This window comes from Mesorhizobium sp. AA23, assembly GCF_001672435.1.
Taxonomy (GTDB): domain Bacteria; phylum Pseudomonadota; class Alphaproteobacteria; order Rhizobiales; family Rhizobiaceae; genus Mesorhizobium.
The window spans coordinates 97316-115963 of record NZ_LYTP01000028.1; the positions used below are offsets into that span (position 1 = coordinate 97316).

The 18648-nt window shown below is 65.2% G+C and carries 14 protein-coding genes; 7 read left to right on the forward strand and 7 right to left on the reverse strand.

Features of this window, described 5'->3' with window-relative positions:
• Positions 1–239 precede the first annotated feature (239 nt).
• A complete protein-coding gene (locus A9K66_RS20340; RefSeq protein ID WP_067327421.1) occupies positions 240–1358 on the reverse strand; it encodes an FAD-binding oxidoreductase in 1119 nt (372 codons plus the stop codon).
• A 110-nt stretch (positions 1359–1468) separates the two neighbouring features.
• Between A9K66_RS20340 and A9K66_RS20345 the strand changes: the two genes are divergently transcribed.
• The 5 genes from A9K66_RS20345 (at position 1469) to A9K66_RS20365 (ending at position 8193) form a co-directional block, all read left to right on the forward strand.
• Entirely contained in the window at positions 1469–2374 is a 906-nt protein-coding gene (locus tag A9K66_RS20345) for a LysR family transcriptional regulator (RefSeq protein WP_067327424.1), read from the forward strand.
• A gap of 87 nt (positions 2375–2461) precedes the next feature.
• Complete coding sequence (locus tag A9K66_RS20350) at positions 2462–4540, forward strand: hydantoinase/oxoprolinase family protein (RefSeq protein ID WP_067327427.1); 2079 nt, start codon at positions 2462–2464, stop codon at positions 4538–4540.
• Between the two features lie 4 nt (positions 4541–4544).
• Positions 4545–6530 carry a hydantoinase B/oxoprolinase family protein gene (locus A9K66_RS20355; RefSeq protein ID WP_067327429.1) on the forward strand — a complete coding sequence of 662 codons (1986 nt, stop codon included), beginning with the start codon at positions 4545–4547 and terminating at the stop codon, positions 6528–6530.
• Entirely contained in the window at positions 6527–6829 is a 303-nt protein-coding gene (locus tag A9K66_RS20360; protein ID WP_067327432.1) for a (2Fe-2S)-binding protein, read from the forward strand. The genes A9K66_RS20355 and A9K66_RS20360 overlap by 4 nt, the downstream gene beginning before the upstream one ends.
• Positions 6826–8193 carry an FAD/NAD(P)-binding oxidoreductase gene (locus A9K66_RS20365; protein WP_067327435.1) on the forward strand — a complete coding sequence of 456 codons (1368 nt, stop codon included), beginning with the start codon at positions 6826–6828 and terminating at the stop codon, positions 8191–8193. Before A9K66_RS20360 ends, A9K66_RS20365 begins: the two co-directional genes overlap by 4 nt.
• 52 nt (positions 8194–8245) lie before the next feature.
• Here the strand turns inward: A9K66_RS20365 and A9K66_RS20370 are convergent, their stop codons facing one another.
• The gene (locus A9K66_RS20370; RefSeq protein WP_067327439.1) at positions 8246–9571 is read right to left on the reverse strand and encodes an FAD-binding oxidoreductase; all 1326 of its coding nucleotides are present in this window, start codon (positions 9569–9571) and stop codon (positions 8246–8248) included.
• A 223-nt stretch (positions 9572–9794) separates the two neighbouring features.
• Here A9K66_RS20370 and A9K66_RS20375 point away from each other — a divergent pair, with 223 nt between their 5' ends.
• Positions 9795–10271, forward strand: a complete 477-nt coding sequence (locus A9K66_RS20375) for an Lrp/AsnC family transcriptional regulator (RefSeq protein ID WP_066989429.1) — start codon at positions 9795–9797, stop codon at positions 10269–10271.
• Positions 10272–10320: 49 nt separating this feature from the next.
• Here the strand turns inward: A9K66_RS20375 and A9K66_RS20380 are convergent, their stop codons facing one another.
• Complete coding sequence (locus tag A9K66_RS20380) at positions 10321–11262, reverse strand: LysR family transcriptional regulator (protein ID WP_067327442.1); 942 nt, start codon at positions 11260–11262, stop codon at positions 10321–10323.
• Positions 11263–11335: 73 nt separating this feature from the next.
• Between A9K66_RS20380 and A9K66_RS20385 the strand changes: the two genes are divergently transcribed.
• Positions 11336–13411 (forward strand): NADH:flavin oxidoreductase, encoded by a 2076-nt coding sequence (locus A9K66_RS20385; protein ID WP_067327445.1) that lies wholly within the window; start codon positions 11336–11338, stop codon positions 13409–13411.
• Positions 13412–13439: 28 nt separating this feature from the next.
• Here the strand turns inward: A9K66_RS20385 and A9K66_RS20390 are convergent, their stop codons facing one another.
• From A9K66_RS20390 to A9K66_RS20405, 4 genes are all read right to left on the reverse strand, one after another.
• A complete protein-coding gene (locus A9K66_RS20390; RefSeq protein WP_067327448.1) occupies positions 13440–15095 on the reverse strand; it encodes an ABC transporter ATP-binding protein in 1656 nt (551 codons plus the stop codon).
• Complete coding sequence (locus A9K66_RS20395; RefSeq protein WP_067327451.1) at positions 15092–15943, reverse strand: ABC transporter permease; 852 nt, start codon at positions 15941–15943, stop codon at positions 15092–15094. Before A9K66_RS20395 ends, A9K66_RS20390 begins: the two co-directional genes overlap by 4 nt.
• Positions 15940–16890 carry an ABC transporter permease gene (locus A9K66_RS20400; protein WP_066989177.1) on the reverse strand — a complete coding sequence of 317 codons (951 nt, stop codon included), beginning with the start codon at positions 16888–16890 and terminating at the stop codon, positions 15940–15942. Before A9K66_RS20400 ends, A9K66_RS20395 begins: the two co-directional genes overlap by 4 nt.
• Positions 16891–16976: 86 nt before the next feature.
• Positions 16977–18587 carry an ABC transporter substrate-binding protein gene (locus A9K66_RS20405; RefSeq protein ID WP_067327454.1) on the reverse strand — a complete coding sequence of 537 codons (1611 nt, stop codon included), beginning with the start codon at positions 18585–18587 and terminating at the stop codon, positions 16977–16979.
• Positions 18588–18648 lie beyond the last annotated feature (61 nt).

The following is an 18648-nucleotide window of genomic DNA, read 5'->3' on the forward strand; positions in this document are numbered from 1 at the left end:
AAAGCATGGGATAAGAATCGCCGATCGGGGAATGTCTCGTACAACGACACTTATGAATCGCTTGTCGCGCAGCGCCCACGCGTTCCAATCCGCGGCCGCGGTTTGCTGGGGGCGAACTCCAGTCTGAGCCATCCGAAAGCGACCTTTCTGCTCACCCAACAAGCCGTCATTCGGACAGATGGAAAGCTCCCTTCTTCCGCGTCAAAGGACGCCTGAGCCCAGGGGATCGACTCGCCTCGTCAGGCTCCGCGATTGAAGCGATCTATCCTAAAATCGTCGAGGGCCGTTTCGCAGTCGCCGGTGGTAATGAGCTCGGCCATGGCGTCGCCGACACCCGGACCGAGCTGGAAGCCGTGCCCGCTGAAGCCGAAGGCGTGGAACAGGCCCGGCGTCGTCGACGAGCCTCCCATGACCGGCAGCATGTCGCGGACATAGCCTTCGCAGCCCGACCAGGTGCGGATGACCGCGACTTGCGCGATCGCCGGCAGCAGCCGCGCGACGGCCCGCAATTGCGTCGGCAGGCGCATGGGGTCGGCGGCCGCATGGCCTGGATCGAGGTCCACCGACACTCTTTCGGCCGCGCCGCCGAAGACGATGTTGCCGCGCTCGACCTGACGCAGATAGGCGCCATAGTCCTTGTCGCGCGTCCAGATGCCGACCACCGGCAGGATCCGGTGCGGCAGTGGCTCGGTCACACCCATTTGCGGGCCGCGGGCATCGAGCGGGACCTCTTCGCCGAACAGCGCAGCGACGCGCGCGCCCCAGGCGCCGGCGGTGTTGAGCAGGCCTTCGGCGGCGAAACCGCCTTTTGAACTGGCGACAAGGAAACCGGAGTCGGTCCGCTCGATCTTTTCGACCCGAGCTTCGTCGATGATTTTCGCGCCCAGCTTGCGGGCGGCCTCGGCGAAGGCCGGCGCGATCAGCCGCGGATTGCCGCTGCCGTCATGCGGAGAGAACGACGCCGCGATCGCGTCGGGACCGAGGCCGGGAAAACGCGCGCGGATCTCGCGCGGGCTGAGCTGCTCCAGCTCGAGTCCCCAGGGACGCGCCGCCTCGGCATAGCTGCGCATGTCGGCGAGACCGCCTTCGTCGAAGATCAGCCGCACGTGACCGGTGGCGCGGAATTCCACATCGCGCCCCAGCATTTTTTCGGCCTCGCCCCACAGCCGGAGCGAGCGGTGGGCCAGCGGAAGCTGCGGCAGATGACGCCCCGTGCGCCGGATGTTGCCGAAGGAGGCGACGGTTGCTCCACCGCCGATCCGGTTGCGCTCGACCAGCGTCACGCGGGCGCCGCGCCTGGCCAGGAAATAGGCGGAAGCTGTCCCCATCAGGCCGCCGCCCAGCACGATCACATCCATTGTCGTTCCTTAGCGCAGAGGGCTGATCCTGGATCCATCTTGTCGGCGCCGCGGCAATGCGTCAAAGATGGCTTTGGATAAGCCCCATAAGTTTGACCTATGGAGTAGGAATGCGGGCCCGGCAGCTCGAAGTGTTCATCGCCGTCATGCGCGCCGGCACCGTGACCGCCGCGGCGCGAATGCTGAACATCTCCCAGCCCGCGCTCAGCCAAATACTGCTCCACACTGAGGACGAGCTCGGCTTCACGCTGTTCGAGCGGGTCAAGGGCAGGCTGCGGCCGACCCCTGAGGCACTCGAGATCTTTCCCGATGCCGAGAGGCTGTCGGCGGGGCTCGACGGCCTGCGCCGCAAGACCACCGATCTGCGTCTCGGTCGGACCGGGCTGGTGCGGGTCGCCGCCTCGCCGCCGCCGGCCATGGCGGTATTGCCGCGCGCCTTCACCGCATTTCGGGCGCAGCATCCCGACATGCTGCTGCGTTCCCATAGCGCGCCGATCGCCGCGATTGTAGACATGCTGCGCGCCGGCGATGCGAGCCTCGGCGTGGCCATGGATGACCGCCTGCCTCCCGACATCGAGGCCGAGGTGATCGGCAGTGTCGGCTTCGCCTGCCTGCTGCCGCGCGGACACGCGCTGGAGAAGAAAACCGAGCTGACGCTCGCTGATCTCGTCGGGCAGGAACTGATATCCTATCGCGGCAACACGCGTCCCGCCGACGAACTGGCCCACGCGGCCCGCGCGCAAGGCGTGGCGCTTTCGCCGTCGCTGGAGATCGACATTTCGATTTCCGCGGTCGGATTCGTCCAGGCTGGCCTGGGCGTCGCTCTCGTCGACGCGCTGCTGCCGTGGCACCAGTTTTCCGGCCTCGCTGTCAGGCCGCTGGCGGGCGGCCCGGAGTTCCCGATTGCGCTGCTCACGTCGCGCGCACGAGCCCTGTCGAGGGCCGACGAAACGATGCGCGATGACATCCGCGCGGCCTGCTCCGCCGTTCTCGGCGAGCATAGAGTTAAGGTATAAGTAGGACTTATATTCTTGCCCATCATCCATCTTGGACCGTGACTGTTCGCTCGTGCGAGTTTCCGAGCAGACAGAGAGGGACGCATCATGGATGGAGCCATTGCGGCGGATGAGGCACGGAAGGAGGCCGACTGGAAGGTCGGCGTCGACATCGGCGGGACATTCATCGATTTCTGCGCGCTCGAAGCAAACTCCGGACGCGTCGCTTCGCTGAAGGTGCTGACGACGCCGGAAGATCCGGGTGCCGAGCTGATGACGGGGCTCACCTTGCTAGCCGAACGCGAAGGCTTCGACCCGACCCATATGAAGCGCTTCGTGCACGGCACGACGGTCGGCATCAACACCATCATCCAGCGCAAGGGCGCGCCGCTGGCGCTATTCACCAATGCCGGCTTCGAGGACGTGATCGAACTCGCGCGGCTTCGCATGCCGGACATGTATTCGCTGTTCTGCGCGCGGCCGGATCCGCTGATCTCGCGCGACATGGTGTTCGGCATTCCGGCCCGCATGCGCGCCGATGGCAATGAATCCCAGGCGCCCGACACGGCGGCGGTGGAGAACGCGGTCGCGGCCGCGAAAGCGAACGGGGCGCAGGGGATCGTCGTGTCCTTCCTTCATTCCTGGCGCAACGCTGCGCAGGAGACTTCGGTCAAGGCGGCGATCGCGCGCTTGGCGCCCGACCTCTTCGTCTTCACCTCCGCCGAGGTGTGGCCGGTCATCCGCGAATACGAGCGCAGCTCGACCGCCATTCTCAATGCCTATGTCCATCCGCGCGTCTCTGGCTATCTGACCGCGCTGGAAGAGCGGCTGAAGCATCGCGGCGTGCCGGCCCGGCCGATGCTGACGAAGTCGAACGGTGGGCTGATGAACGCCGCCGAAGGCAAGCGCGCCTGCGTGAATATGCTGCTGTCGGGAACGGCCTCCGGCGTCATCGGCGCCTCGTGGCTGGCGCGTCAGGCCGGCGAGGATAAGGTTCTCACCCTCGACATCGGCGGGACCTCGGCCGATTTCGCGCTCATCATAAACGGCGAGCCGCAGTTCGGCACCGGCGAGCTGATCGGCGAATTTCCGCTCCATATCCCTTCCGTATCTGTGAGCTCGATCGGCGTCGGCGGCGGCTCGATCGCCAGCGTCGACGCGCAAGGAGTGCTGCGGGTCGGGCCGGAATCGGCCGGTTCGACGCCGGGACCTGCATGCTACGGCCGTGGCGGCGAGCGGGCGACGGTGACCGACGCCATGGTGGTGTGCGGATGGCTCGGCCATAGCGAGATGGCCTATGGCCAGCTCAGGATCGAGACCCAACTGGCGCATCGCGTGGTCGGCGAGCTTGCCGCCCGGCTCGGCCGTCCGGTCGAGCAGACCGCGCAGGCGATCCTCGACATCGCGGTGTCGGAAATGTTCGTCGAGGTTGAGAAGCTCGCCTCGCGCGCCGGCGTCGATCTGCGCGATTTCACCCTGATGCCATTCGGCGGCGGCGGCCCGATGCTCGGCGCCTTCCTGGCCCGCGAGCTCGGCATCAAGCGCGTCATGGCGCCCCGCCGCCCCGGCGTGGTATCGGCGCTGGGTGGGCTGGTGGCTGATCTGCGCGGGGACTTCATCCGCACCATCTTCAGCCCGCTATCCGGCGCGTCGCTTCCCGGAATCCGCGAGGCCTTCGAGGCGCTGGCGCAGGAGGGCCGCGACTGGCTTGCGGCGCAGGGGCACGATGCGGCCGCGCAACTCACACTCTCCTGCGACATGCGCTACTTCGGGCAGAGCTATGAGATCGAGGTTGTCCTTTCGCCCCAATGGCTGGCGGACGGCGACGCGGCCGCGATCGAGCAGGCATTCCACCGCACCCATGAGCAGCTCTACGACTTCCACGATCCGGACGGCGCGATCGAGCTTGTGAATGTACGGCTGTCCGCGATAGGCGCAGGTCCGGCGCTCTCCTTCCCCGAGACCGAAGAGATCGACGTCCCGACCCATCCGGCGCGCCGGGTGCCGGTCTATACCGGTCTGACCGTCGAGACCGTCGACCTCCATGACCGCCAGACCCTGGTGCCGGGCAGCGCGTTTCACGGGCCTGCGGTGGTAGTGCAGGAAGATACCACCTTCGCCCTCCCCGCCGGAACGCAGGCGCGGGTCGATCGCCACCTCAATCTCGTACTGACTTTCGCGGAGTGACGCCTTGTTCGACCGCACAAATCTTCAGGTTCTGGCGAACCATGCCCGCGCGGCGGCCGAGAACATGGCCCACACGCTGCACCGCACCGCGCACTCCGCCTTCGTCAAGGAGACGCAGGATTTTACGGTGATGCTGATGGATCGCTCGGGAGCGACCTTCGCCGTCCCGATGGAACTCGGCGCCACGTGGTATCCGGGGCTTTCTTATCACCGTGCGATCGCCATGGTGAACGACTACCGGCCGGGAGACGTCGCCTTCACCAACGATCCCTATTCCGGCCACGTCGCCACGCACGCGCCCGATACGCATTTGTGGAAGCCGGTCTTCGTCGACGGCGAGATCGTCGCCTGGACGGGAGGGCACATCCACAACACCGACATGGGCGGGGCTGTGCCGGCTTCGCTCAGCCGCGCGCTCACCGAAATCCATCAGGAAGGCGTCCGCTTTCCGCCGATGAAGCTGGTGAGGGAAGGCGTCTTCGACGAGACGATCCTCAGGATCATGAGCACCAATGTGCGCAAGCCGGACCTCAACATCGGCGACATCAAGGCGCTGGTCGGCGCGCTCAACACCGGCGAGCGCAAGACCCAGGCGATGGTGAAGAAGTTCGGCAAGGCCGGCTTCGTCGAAGGCGTTGCAGCTCTTCTCGACCATGCCGAGGCGCAGGCGCGGGCCGTGCTGCGCGCCATGCCCGACGGCACCTGGCAATTCGCCGACTATGCCGATGAGGATTCGGTCGAGGCCAATCCCTGCCGGCTGAAGCTGACGCTGACGATCAAAGGCGATGAGGCCGTGCTCGACTTCACCGGCTCCGATCCGCAGCTCGGCTCCTCACTCAACGTGCCTTCGGGCGGCGACCCGCGCCACACGATGCTTTTGGTCGGGGTGTATTACGTGCTCTACACGCTCAACCCGAAAATCCTGCTCAACACGGGCCTCACCCGGCCGTTCACCTGCATCACGCCGCAAGGTTCGGTGCTGAACCCCGTCCATCCCGCCGCCGTCGGCATGCGCTCGCTCACCTGCGCCCGGCTGCGCTCGGTCATCTTCGGGGCCTTCTCACAGGTGCTGCCGGAGCGCTTGCCGGCGGCGCCGGCCGGCAACAACTGCATCGTCAACGTCATGACCATCGATGAGCGCACCAGCCGGAGCGTCATCGCGGCGGTCAACCCCGTCGTGGGCGGCGGCGGCGCGATGCCGCGTCGCGATGGCACCAATGGATCGGGCGCCGATGCCGCCTATCTCAAGAACACGCCGATCGAGATCACCGAGACCGAGACGCCGGTCGAGTTCGTGAAATATGGGCTCGCCCAGGACAGCGGCGGTGCGGGCCGCTGGCGCGGCGGGCTGGCGACGGAGATGGCTTTTCGTGTCTTTGCCCCCGACTCCCGGATTACGGCGCGCAATCGCGACCGCAGCTTCTTCCGTCCCTGGGGCGTGCTGGGCGGCAAGGCGGCCGGCTTGTCGGACATGGTCGTCAATCCGGGCACCGACCGCGAGCGGCGGCTGGGCAACATCGACACGGCGGTGCTGCAGCCGGGCGACGTGCTCGCGATCCGCTCCGCCGGCGGCGGCGGACGCGGCGATCCGTTTCAGCGCGAGCCCTGGCGGGTCGGTGAGGATGTGCGGCGCGGCTATCTCTCGCCGGCCGCAGCCGAAAGCGACTACGGGGTCGTTATCCGCGGCGGCGAAGTCGACGAGCGCGCGACGGAGCGGCTGCGCGCGAGGCACTCGCCGTCCGTCGGCCATTTCCATTTCGGGCCGGAGCGCGACAGCTACGAAGCGCAGTGGACGCCGGCCGCCTATGATCGGCTCCACGCTCTGCTGGACGCCTTGCCGATCCACTGGCGGTTCTTCGCCAAGACGGAGATTTTTCGCCGCATGAAAGGTCGCTCCGGGCCGGAAGGCGTCCAAGCGGCCTTCGAGGCGGTCTGCGAACGCTTTCCCGAACTGCCTCGTCCGGGGCCGGTACGAGAGGCCGCCGAATGATGACGGTCGGCCGCATCGTCCGGCTGGCCGAGCGCGATCGCGAGGAGGTGCAATTCCTTCTCGACGGTGAGACGCGCAACGCGCTGGACGGCGACACCGTGCTGACCGCAATGCTGGCTACAGCACATGCGCTCCGGAGTTCCGAGTTCGGTCCCGAGCCGCGCGCAGGTTTCTGTCTGATGGGAGCCTGCCAGGACTGCTGGGTGTGGCAAGAAGAGGGACCGCGCCTGCCTGCGTGCACAACTCTTGTCGTCGAAGGCATGCGGCTGCGAACGACACCGCCGGAGAACTGGCCGTGAGCGAGCCGTCATCGCCGCGCATCGTGATCGTAGGGGCGGGCCCCGCCGGCATAAGGGCCGCGGCGACCCTGGTCGAGGCCGGGCTCCATCCGGTGGTGATCGATGAAGAGCACCGCGCGGGTGGGCAGATCTATCGCCGCCCGCCTGCCGGGTTCGTCCGAACTCCGGAGCAGCTGTACGGCTCTGAGGCGGATAAGGCTTGCGCACTGCACACGCTCTTCGACCGGATGGCCGAAGAAGGGCGGCTCACTTGTTGCGCGCGCAGCTCCGTCATCGCCGTGCATGAGGGGCGGCTGCATGTGCTGAGGGACGGCGGCGCGGAGGTCGTCTTCTACGACCGCCTGATCCTCGCCACCGGCGCTTCAGACCGCGTCGCCCCGATCCCTGGCTGGCAGAACGCCGGCGTCTACAGCCTTGGCGCGGCGCAGATCGCGCTCAAAGCGCAGGGCGTCGCACTCGGACGGCGCATCGTGCTGATCGGGTCGGGCCCCTTGCTGACGCTGGTCGGCACGCAACTCCTCAAGGCCGGGGCGGATGTGGCGGCGGTGCTCGATACCTCCTCCTGGCGCCGGCAGATGCGCGGGTTCTGGGGACTTGCCGCCCGCCCAATCGTGGCGTTGCGCGGGCTGGCCCTGCGGGCGCGGCTGGGTCGCCGCTATCACGCTGGCGTGACACTGGAACGAATCGATGCCGACGGACAGGGTGTCACCGGGATGCGCTGGCGCGACGCCGGCGGCCGGGAGCGGCACACCCTATGTGACATGGTCGGCATGGGCTGGCACCTGCGGGCGGAGACTCATCTGACTGACCTTGCGGGATGCGCCTTCACCTATGACGAACAGTGGCGGCAATGGCTGCCGAAGGCCGACGAGATGGGGCGAGCCGGCAATGGCATCTACCTGGCCGGTGATGGGGCCCGTCTCCTAGGGGCGGACGGCGCGGAGATCGCAGGACGCGTTGCCGCGGCGGCGTGCCTTGCCGATCTTGGACGCCCGGTGCCCTCCGTCGGCGCCGACCCGCGCAGGCTCGCACGGCTCGAGCGCTTTGCCCGCGGTCTGGCCCAGGCCTTTCCTTGGCCAGGCGCGATGGTGAGGGCGCTTCCCGACGATACGATCGTCTGCCGCTGCGAGAACGTCACTGCCGGGGCCGTGCGCGAGGGCACGACTCTCGGCGGCGGCGAGGCCAACAGGGTGAAATCGCTCTCGCGCGTCGGCATGGGGCGCTGCCAGGGGCGTTATTGCCAGTTGGCAGCCGCCGAACTCATCGCAGCCCACGCCGGCTGTAGGCCCGAGGATGTCGGCCGGTTTCGCGGGCAGGCCCCCATCCGGCCTGCCCCCATCGGTGCCTTTCTTCGGGAGAGCTGATGCAATCCGGAGGGTTCACCTGCCAAGCGAGGTCGGAATGTCGCGTTTGAAACTAGAAGTCGGCGACCTTGCCCCACGCCGAAGCATCGAAACGCCGCGGATCGTAGGATTTCGGATCGACGATCGGCTCCAACCCGGTGACAAGATCGGCGACGAGGTGCCCGGCACCGGGTCCGATGCCGAAGCCGTGACCCGAAAATCCGGCAGCCAGGAAGAAGCCTGGAACGGCGTGGATCTCGCCGATGGCCGGCACGCCGTCCGGGGTGCTGTCGATGTAGCCCGCCCAGGCCGCGCTGATCTTCGTCTGCCGCAGCGCAGGCAGCAGCTCGAGCGCGCGGGCATGGGTCAGGCGGATGGTCGCCTGATCCGGCATCGGATCGAGGATACGCATCCGCTCCATCGGCGTCGGCCGGTCGAGCCGCCAGCGTTGGAGCGTTTCGTGGCCTGAGCGCACCCCCTGCAACCCCCCGGGCGCGAGGCTGCGCCAGCGCTTTAGGAACATGGGGACGAACTGCGAAGAGAAGCGCAGCTGCTGCGGCGTCAAGTCGACGCGTCCGCGCCCGCTTATGGCGAGGGTGTAGCCGCCGTCACCGCGCCGCGTCGCCGAGATCTTTGCCGTGTGCAGCGCATCCGGCAAGCCCCCCGCGCCGGGCGAGACGGACAGGATGGAGGAGCGGATCGAGGCCTGCGGAAACCGGAAACCGAACTGGCGGCAAAAGGAGGATGCCCAGGCGCCACCGGCCAAAACCGCCGCTTTCGTCCGGATCGTACCGCTTTCCGTGATCACGCCGCTCAGGCGACCGCCCTCGGTCTCGATACCGCGCGCGGCGCAATTCTGATGCACCGTGCCGCCAAGCTGGAGGATGGCGCGGGCGACCGCTGGCGCGGCCTGCGACGGATCGGCGGTCCCGTCGGTCGGCGAGAAGACGCCGCCTTTCCAGGTCCTGCCGGTGGCGCGGCCCCGCCCGCTGGCCTCGGCGCTGTCGAGCATGTGCGTGGTGACGCCCGCTGTTCTGGCGAAGTCACGCCAGCGCGCCCAGCCGGCCAGTTCCGCCTCGTCATTGCTGAGATAGAGCAGGCCGCAGCGGCGAAAGCCGGTGTCCTGGCCGCTTTCGGCCGCAAAGCGCTCCCAGAGATCGAGGCTGCGCGTCGCCATCGGCAGCTCGCGGGCGTCGCGGTTCTGCTGGCGGCACCATCCCCAGTTCCTGCTGGATTGCTCGGCGCCGATGCGTCCTTTTTCGACAAGCGCGACCTTCAAGCCGCGCCTAGCCAGGTAGTAGGCCGCGAAGACGCCGACGATGCCTCCGCCGATCACCACCGCATCCGCGGATTGCGGCAGTTCGTCGGATGTCTCGATCTGTTGCAGCGGCGCGCGCATGGTCCTCTCTCTGCTTCGAGGCTCGAATCTAGCGCGTTGCGCAGGCAGCCGCTGCCGCAGTTATGCTTCAGGCAGAATTTTATTCCGTAGCGCGCAATGGAATCGAGAGTCCCTGCGTGTCAGAGCAGGCCCATCGGATAGACAGGCCTGCGGGCTGTGGTAGTGTCACGGCTAGAGAAGTGGCGGCATTTTGTGCTGTGGCTTGCGTTCTTCGGAGATGGACGTGAAACTGGATCGGATCGACATCAAGATTCTGCATGAATTGCAGAAGAACGGCCGCATCACCAATGTGGAATTGGCCGAACTGGTGCACCTGTCGCCGAGCCCGTGCCTGATGCGGGTCAAGAAGCTCCAGTCGGAAGGTTATATCGAGGGCTATTCCGCGCAGGTCAACATCGGCAAGCTCGGCCAGACACTGACCGTGTTCACCGAAATCACCTTGAAGAACCATCGCCAGGTGGACTTTGCCCGCTTTCTCGCCGTCGTCGAGAAGATCGATCAGGTCATCGAATGCCACCTCGTGTCGGGCGGTTACGACTATCTGATGAAATTCGTGACCGCCGGGATTGGCGAGTACCAGACGATCATGGAGCGGCTGACCGATATGGATATCGGCATCGACAAGTATTTCAGCTTCGTGGTGCTGAAGTCGCCCATCGTCAAATCGCACATGCCGCTGCCCAGCCTGTTTCCGATGTAGTCCGCGGGTAGGCTGTGCCGGGCGCTGCAGTTGTCTGCTGCGGTCCGGGCTACAGGACCCCGGGCTGCAATAGTGCGCGCAACGCTTTCAACTCGGCTTGCATCTCGGCGATCATCCAGGCGCGGATATCGGAGACGATCGGCCGCACTGGCCGTGAGCGAGGTGCAATCAATTCATGGATCCGTCCGGTGTTGATCTGCCTGTCCGAGGCCGGAACGAGCGTTGCCTGAAGCAGTGCCCTTGAGACATTGCTGAGCCAGCCGAGCGCCACGCCTTCTCCGTTCATCGCGGCTTGAAGCACGACCGCGTAGTCCGAGAATTCGAGCCATTTCGCCCTGCTGGTCTTGCGGTGGGCTACGCTGCCCCAGGCGTCCAGCCACTGCTCCTTGGCGTCGGTGAGATGAAGCAGGATATGACCTTCGCCGTCCGAGTCATGGTTCAAGCGGCCGTGGTGCGACAGATAGGATGGGCTGCACACCGGAACGATGATTTCCGGCGAGAAGGCCCAGCGGTGATAGTGGGTGTCGTCGTCGGCCAGGATTCTGGTGGCAAGCTCGACATTCTCGGCGGGTCCTCGCAGAACGCCGGCGATGAGTTCGAACCTCAGGTCCACGTCGGGAAATCGCGTGTTGAACGCCGTTAACCTCGGAACGAACCAGTGCGTAGCGAGAGAGCTCGAGAGCGAAAGGGTAACCACCGGCTTTGCGGCACTGTTCCGCTTGATCGTGCCGATCGCCTCCTCGATGCCGTCAAATCCTTCCCGTACAGCCGAATAGAGGGCGCGCCCCTCCGGGGTCGGGGACAATCCCGTTGGACCGCGCGTGAACAGAGCCACGCCGAGATCGGCCTCCAGCTGAGCGATGCTGCGGCTGATCGAGGGTTGCGTGACGTTGAACTCGCGCGCTGCGGCCGTGAAACTTCCTGAACGGACAGCGGCCTCGAAAACGAGGAGTCCGCGTGCGGATGGAACGAGTTTTGCGAAGCCAGCCATACGCCAAGCGTATAGCCGCCCCAACAATTTTCAAGCTTTCCTGCAGTCCTGCAAATCGCGAACTATAACCCTCATGAATGGTTCGGAGCAGCATGTGCCGGCAGCGGCATTCAAAGCGGGGAGCACATCCGGCGATCCACTGCTTCAGCCGTTTCGGCTCAAGGGTCTAACGCTGCGCAACCGCGTCGTCAGCACCAGTCATGCCTCAATGCTGGACGAGGGTGGCCTGCCGCTCGAGCGCTATCAGCGCTATCATGAAGAGAAGGCGCGCGGCGGCCTGGCGATGACTATGGTCGGCGGCTCGGCGATGACGTCGCCCGATTCGAGCTGGGGCGGCGGTCAGCTGGATCTTTCCAGCGATCGCATCATCCCTCATCTCCAATCGCTGTCGCAGCGAATTCATCGCCACGGCGCGACGGTCATGTGTCAGGTCTCGCATCTCGGCCGGCGAGCTACTGCCTATGCCGGTCACTGGTTGCCCCCGGTTGCGCCGTCACGCGTCCGCGAGACGCGAAACCGGAATTTCCCCAAAGAAATGGACGCCGCGGACATCGACAGGATCGTCAAGGACTACGCCAGTGCCGCCAGGCGCTGCGTTGACGGCGGCCTGGACGGCGTCGAGACCGTCACCGGCGGCCATCTGATCGGCCAATTCCTGTCGCGCAGAACCAACAGGCGCACGGACGCTTTCGGCGGCTCGCTGGAAAACCGCGCGCGCTTCGGGCTGATGGTTCACGAAGCGATCCGCCGCGCGGTGGGCGACGACTTCGCCGTCGGGATCCGCTTCGTGATCGACGAGGCGGTCGACGACGGATCGGATTTCGAGGAAGGCCTTGCCTTCGCCCGGCTGTTCGAGCGCGAAGGCCATGTCGATTTCTTCAACTGCATCTTCGGCCGCATGGACACCGACTTGTCGCTGGCCGAGCAGAATATGCCCGGCATGTTTATCAGGAGCGCGCCGTTTCTGCCGTTGGTTGGGCAGTTCAAGCGGGAAACCAGGCTGCCGGTCATCCACGCCGCCGCCATCAGGGACGTAGCCACGGCGCGGCACGCGATCCGCGCAAACCTTGTCGATCTGGTCGGCATGACTCGAGCGCATATTGCCGACCCGCATATCGTCAACAAGGTGATGCGGGGCGAAGAAGACCGCATCCGCCCGTGCGTCGGCGCGTCCTACTGCCTGTACAAGAAGGTCCATTGCATTCACAACCCCGCCAGCGGCCATGAAACGACCGTCAGCCACATCATTGACCGGACCGAAACGCCGAAACGGGTGGTCGTCGTCGGCGGTGGTCCGGGCGGGATGGAGGCGGCCCGGGTCGCCGCCGAGCGCGGGCACAGCGTGACCTTGTTCGAAGCTGGGGCCCGGCTCGGCGGGCAGGTGCTGGTTGCGGCCTCGGCTTCCGACCGCAAGGATCTGATCGGTATAGTCGACTGGCGCGCCGAAGAGCTCGCGCGCCTGGGCGTGGATGTCCGCCTCAACACCTATGCGGACGCAGATGGAGTGCTTGCCGAGAAACCGGATGCCGTTATCGTCGCCACAGGCGGCATCCCGGACATGGAGTGGCTGGAGGGCGCTGAACATTGCGACAGCGTCTGGGATATCTTGACCGGGGTCATGCCCGCGAAGGCCGATGTGCTCATCTACGATGAGACTGGACGCCAGGCCGCCATATCCTGTGCCCTGCATCTTGCCCGCCTGGGACATGCGGTCAGCCTGGCCATGGCTGACGACACCCTTGCGATCGAGACACCCTATCCGGACCGGGTCAGTTTCCGCAAACTCGCGTCCGAACTCGGCATCCGGGTCGTCGGCGATCTGCGGCTCATCAAGGCAGCGCGCCACGGCAACGGCATCGCCGCCCGGTTCCGGCATGAGCTCACCGGTGCAGAAACGGAAATGACCGCGGCCCAACTCATTGTCGAGCGCGGCACGGCACCTGTGGAAGATACCTATCAGGAATTGCGTGCCCGCTCCGCCAATGAGGGCGTCACCGACACCGCGCTCATGACGGGAGTGGCGACAAAGGGGGTGCAAGGGCTCCAAGCTCCAGGATCCTTCGTCCTGCACCGCATTGGAGACGCGGTCGCCAGCAGGGACATCTACTCGTCAATCTATGAGGCCTACCGGCTCTGCTCGCAATTGTAGTCCGGCGAATCCCCTCCGGTCAGTTTGGTCAGCGGTGGCCGTACTGAGTGACGAGCTCGGGGTCGCGGACGAGGCCGTCGAGCCAGGTCGGATCGAGCTTCGGCACGGAGGAAAACAGAAGTTTGGAATAAGGGTGCGTGGGCGCTTTCACCTTGTCGGGCGTGATCTGCTCCACCCGCTCACCATTGTACATGACCATGATCTCATCGCAGATGGCCTCGACGACGGAGAGGTCGTGGCTGATGAAGATATAGGAGAGCCCCAGCTCGCGCTGCAGCTCCTTGAGTAGCTCGATCACGGCGGACGCTACAACCGTGTCGAGCGCTGAGGTGATTTCGTCGCAGATGATGAGCTTCGGACCGGCCGCCAGCGCGCGCGCGAAGTTCACGCGCTGTTTCTGGCCGCCCGAGAGCTCCGAGGGATGACGGTAGCGCAGCGACCTCGGCAGGCGCACCATGTCGAGCAACTCGTCGACACGCTTCGAGCGCGCCTGCTTGTCGAGCCCGTGATAGAAAGCCAGCGGTCGCGAGATGATGTCCTCAATGGGCTTGGCGGGATTGAGCGCGGTATCGGCATACTGGAACACGATCTGCATCTCGCGCAGCTGGTCGCGAGTGCGTTTCCGGGCGGCGCGCTCCAGTGCCTTGCCGTCGAAGACGATATCGCCGGTCGCCGCCGGATGAATGCCCGCGATGGCGCGCGCCAGCGTCGATTTTCCGCAACCGGACTCGCCGATGACACCGAGATTGCGGCCCTTCTCCACGATCAGGCTGACGGAATCGACCGCGCGGATAACCGGCTGCCCGTCACCTTTCACCGGGCCGTATCCGGCTATCAGATTGTCGATGCGAAGCAGCGGTTTTGGTCCGGAATCTTCATCGGCCCGTATCTGCCTCGACTTCGGCTCGAAAGCGGCCAGCAATTCCCGTGTATAGGGATGCTGGGCAGCCGAAAGGATTCCGGCCGTCGTGCCGGTCTCCTGCACCTCCCCGCCCTTCAGCACCACGATGCGATCTGCGATCTGGGCGACGACCGCGAGGTCGTGGGAAACGTAGACACCCGCTATGCCGCCCGCCTTCATCACCGACTTGAATGCTTTGAGCACGTCGATCTGGGTCGTCACGTCGAGTGCGGTCGTCGGTTCGTCGAAAATGACCAGTTTGGGATCGCCGATCAGCGCCATGGCGGCCGCCAGCCGCTGCAGTTGCCCGCCTGAAACCTGGTGCGGATAACGGGCGCCGATCCCGTCCGGATCAGGCAGCGACAAGGCCCGGAACAGCTCGACCGCGCGCTTTCGCGCCTGCTGGGGTGGCATCAGGCCGTGAATGCGCGTGACTTCGATCACCTGCTCCATGATGGTCGACGAGGGGTTGAAGGCGGCGGCGGCGCTTTGCGGAACATAGGCGATGTGGGTGCCGCGCAACCTGGCGCGTTCCCGCTCGGTAAGCGCAGCCATGTTCTTGCCGTTGACATTGATCTCGCCGCCAGTAATCCGGCAGCCGGGCCGCGCATAGCCCATGAGGGAGAGCGCCACCGTCGTCTTGCCGGAGCCGCTCTCGCCGATCAGGGCGACGATCTCGCCATCGGCGATGTCGAGGCTGACGCCCTTGATGATTTCGACCAGACGTCCGGCGTCGGTCTTTGCCTCGATCCGAAGGTTTCTGACCTCGACGAGATTGGTCATGCGTCCCGGTCCCTGATCTTCTGCGGCAGGTTGTCGATTAAGAGGTTGACGCTAATGGTCAGGCTGGCGATCGCCAGCGACGGCACGATGACGGCCGGGGCCGCGAAGGGCAGGCCGCCGATGTTCTCGCGCACCAGCGCGCCCCAGTCGGCTAAAGGCGGCTGCAGACCGAGCCCGAGGAAGGACAGGCCGGAGAGCAAAAGCACGATGAAGACGAAGCGCAGGCCGAAGTCGGCAAGCACAGGCCGGATAATGTTCGGCAGGATCTCGGAGCCGATGAGATAGATAGTGCTCTCGCCGCGGACGCGGGCGACGGTCATGAAATCCATGGTGTTGATGTTGACGGCAAGCGCCCGCGCGAAGCGGTAGGCGCCCGGGATGTAGATGACGGCGAGCGTCAGGATCAGCACCGGGATCGATGAGCCGACCGCGGCGACGACAACAAGGCCGAACAGCTTGCTGGGGATGGAGTTCATGGCGTCGAGGAAGCGGCTGAGGCAGGTATCGAACCAGCCGCCGGTGACGGCCGCGATCATCCCCAGCACGACCCCTGAAAAGCAGGCGATCGAGACGGCGGCAAGCGATATGCCGACGGTGTAGCGTGCTCCCATGAGAACCCTGGAGAGCATGTCACGCCCCAGATAGTCCGAGCCGAGCCACAGCCCCTGGCGCATCGGGCCGAAATAGTCGTCGTCGACGATGTCGCCGATCGGATGGGGAATGATGAAGGGCGCGAAGATCGCGACCAGCGTCCATGCCAGAATGACCAGCGAGGCCACGACGCCCACGACGTTGTAGCTGTGGCCCAGGAAGGACCGTCGGGAGGATGCCGCGCGCGCCACTGTCATCTGAGCCTCGGGTTGGACATGATGGCGACGATGTCGGCGGCCGTGATGAGCAGGAGATAGCCAAGGCAGAAGATCATCGCGCAGCTCTGGATCAGCGGCAGGTCGCGGGTCGCGACCGCATCGACCATCAGCTTGGCGATGCCGGGATAATTGAAGATCGTCTCGACGATGATGACGCCGCCGACCAGATAGGACAACGAGAGCGCGACCGCGTTGACGATCGGCCCAAGCGCGTTCGGAAGGGCGTGCTTGAGCACCATGCGGCTGCGAGAGGCGCCTTTGAGAAGCGCCATCTCGACATAAGGCGTTGAGAGCGTTTCGATCACCGCGGCGCGCGTCATGCGGATCATTTGCGCCGAGATAACGAAGGTGAGGGTGATCACCGGCATCGAATAGATGCGCACGAGGTCGGCAAGCGAGTGCGCCTCGTTGACCGAAGACAACGCCGGAAGCCATTTCAGATAAACGGCAAAGAGCAAGACGGCGAGGGTCGCGACCATGAATTCCGGCACCGAGATCACGCCGATAGAAAGCACGGTGACGGTGCGGTCATAGACGGAGCCTCGTAGCATCGCGGCGGTGATGCCGAGCGTCAGCGCCAGCGGCACCGAGATCAGCGTGGTGATGCCGGCGAGCTTCATGGTGTTGACGAAGCGCCCGCCGATCAGGGCCGCGACCGGCATTTCGTTTGCGTAGGAGGTCCCGAGATCGCCATGGAGCAGACCGACAAGCCAACGCAGGAAGCGCAGGATCGCCGGATCATTGAGATGCATGGCCTCGCGCAGACCGGCGACCGCCTCGGGCGTCGCCGCCTGTCCAAGCAGGATCGACGCCGTGTCGCCCGGCAGCATGCTGGTGGCGAAAAACACGGCGAACAGGACGATCAGAAGGGTGACGATCGCGATCGCCAGCCGCTTCAACACGAGGTTTAGAACCCCAGACTTCATGGAAGCTCCCTGCGGTTGCGTTCGGCCAAACAATCTTGCGCAATGCAGTGCAGGGGACCGGCTGACCGGTCCCCTGCAGGCGCCTCTCAGGCTTCGAGCCAGAGGTATTCCGCCATTGCGTACCCCATCATGCCACCGAGCGGGTTCGCCTCCAAACCCTTCACCTTGCTGGAAAGGGCATCGACGTTGGAGATGTAAGCCGGGATGATGGTGCCTGCTTCCTCGGAGATCATGGTCTGCATCTGCCCGTAGATCTCCTTGCGCTTGGCCTGGTCGAGCAGGCCGCGCGCCTCGACGAGCAGCTTGTCGAACTTCTCGGACTTGTACTGGCTTTCGTTCCAGGGCGCGTTGGAGGCGTAAAGCAGCGAGAACAGGATGTCCGGCGTCGGGCGCGGATTGATGTTGCCGAAATGGACAGGCGCCTTGAGCCAGTAATTGTCCCAGTAGCCGTCGGATGGGACCCGCTGAACGTCGAGCTTCATGCCGATTTCCGCGCCGGCGGCCTGGATGATGACCGCCATGTCGATCGACGAGGTCGCGGCGTCCGAGGCGACCACCGGAATGGACTGGCCGAGCAGGCCCGCCTTCTTGAAGTGGAACTTCGCCTTGTCCGGATCGAAAGCCTTCGGCTTGAGGTCCGCATTGTGGAAGATGTTCGCCGGCGAGACGGGCTGGTCGTTGCCGATTTCGCCGAGGCCGCGCAATGCCGATTTCACGATCTGCTCGCGGTTGACGAGGTATTTCATGCCGGTCACGAAATCGGCCTTGCTGCCCGGATCCATGTCGAGCCGGATGTTGAGGTCCGTATAGTTCCCCGAGGTCGTCTTCGACAGTTCGAAACCCTGCTGGCTCTGCAGCAGCTTCATTGCGCGCGGATTGATCGCGGCAGCAAAATTGATATCGCCGGAAAGCAGGGCGTTGACCCGGGCGCTGTCGTCGCTGATGGCGATGAATTCGAAGGAGTCGAGATAGGGCTTGCCCGACTTCCAGTAGTTCTTGTTCTTGGTGACGACCGAACGGACGCCCGGTTCGAACGTCTGCAGCACGAAGGCGCCTGTGCCGTTGCCCTTGGAGAAGTCGGTGGTGCCGTCGGCCACGATCATGAAGTGGTGCAGCGCCAGGATGGTCGGAAGGTCGGCATTCGGATCGGCCAGGGTGATTTCGACCGTCGATTTGTCGACCGCCTTGAAGCCGGTCATCTGTGCGGCGATCTTGGCGACCTTGGAGCCGACCGCCTTGTCGAGATGGCGCTTGAGCGAGAAGACGACGTCGTCAGCCGTCAGGTCCTTGCCGTCGTGGAAGGTGACGCCCTTGCGCAGCTTCACCGTCCAGGTCTTTGCGTCTTTGCTGTCGATGCTTTCGGCCAGTTCCATCTGCGTCTTGCCATCCTTGTCGAGGAAGGTCAGACGGTTATAGAGCGAGCAGCAGCGGACATAGTCCGTGGAGAGCGATGCCTTTGCCGGATCGAGCGTGTCGGCCGTCGATGACGACCAGCCGGCCGCCTTGAAATTTCCGCCGGAGACCGGCGTGGCGGCGACGGCCTGCGTGGCACGGCCAAGCACAACGCCGCCCGCGGCAACCGCGGCGCCGCCCGCCAGCAGCATTTTGAGGAGTTCGCGGCGGCTCGCGCCTCGCCGGATGGCGTTTTCGACCATCGCATCGTCTGCTCCGGTCCAGTTGGTGATCTTGTCGGTCATGTCATTCCCCTTTCGTTGGTTGGTCAGGACGCGCGTCTTGCTGCGGCTTTTCCGGGCTTGG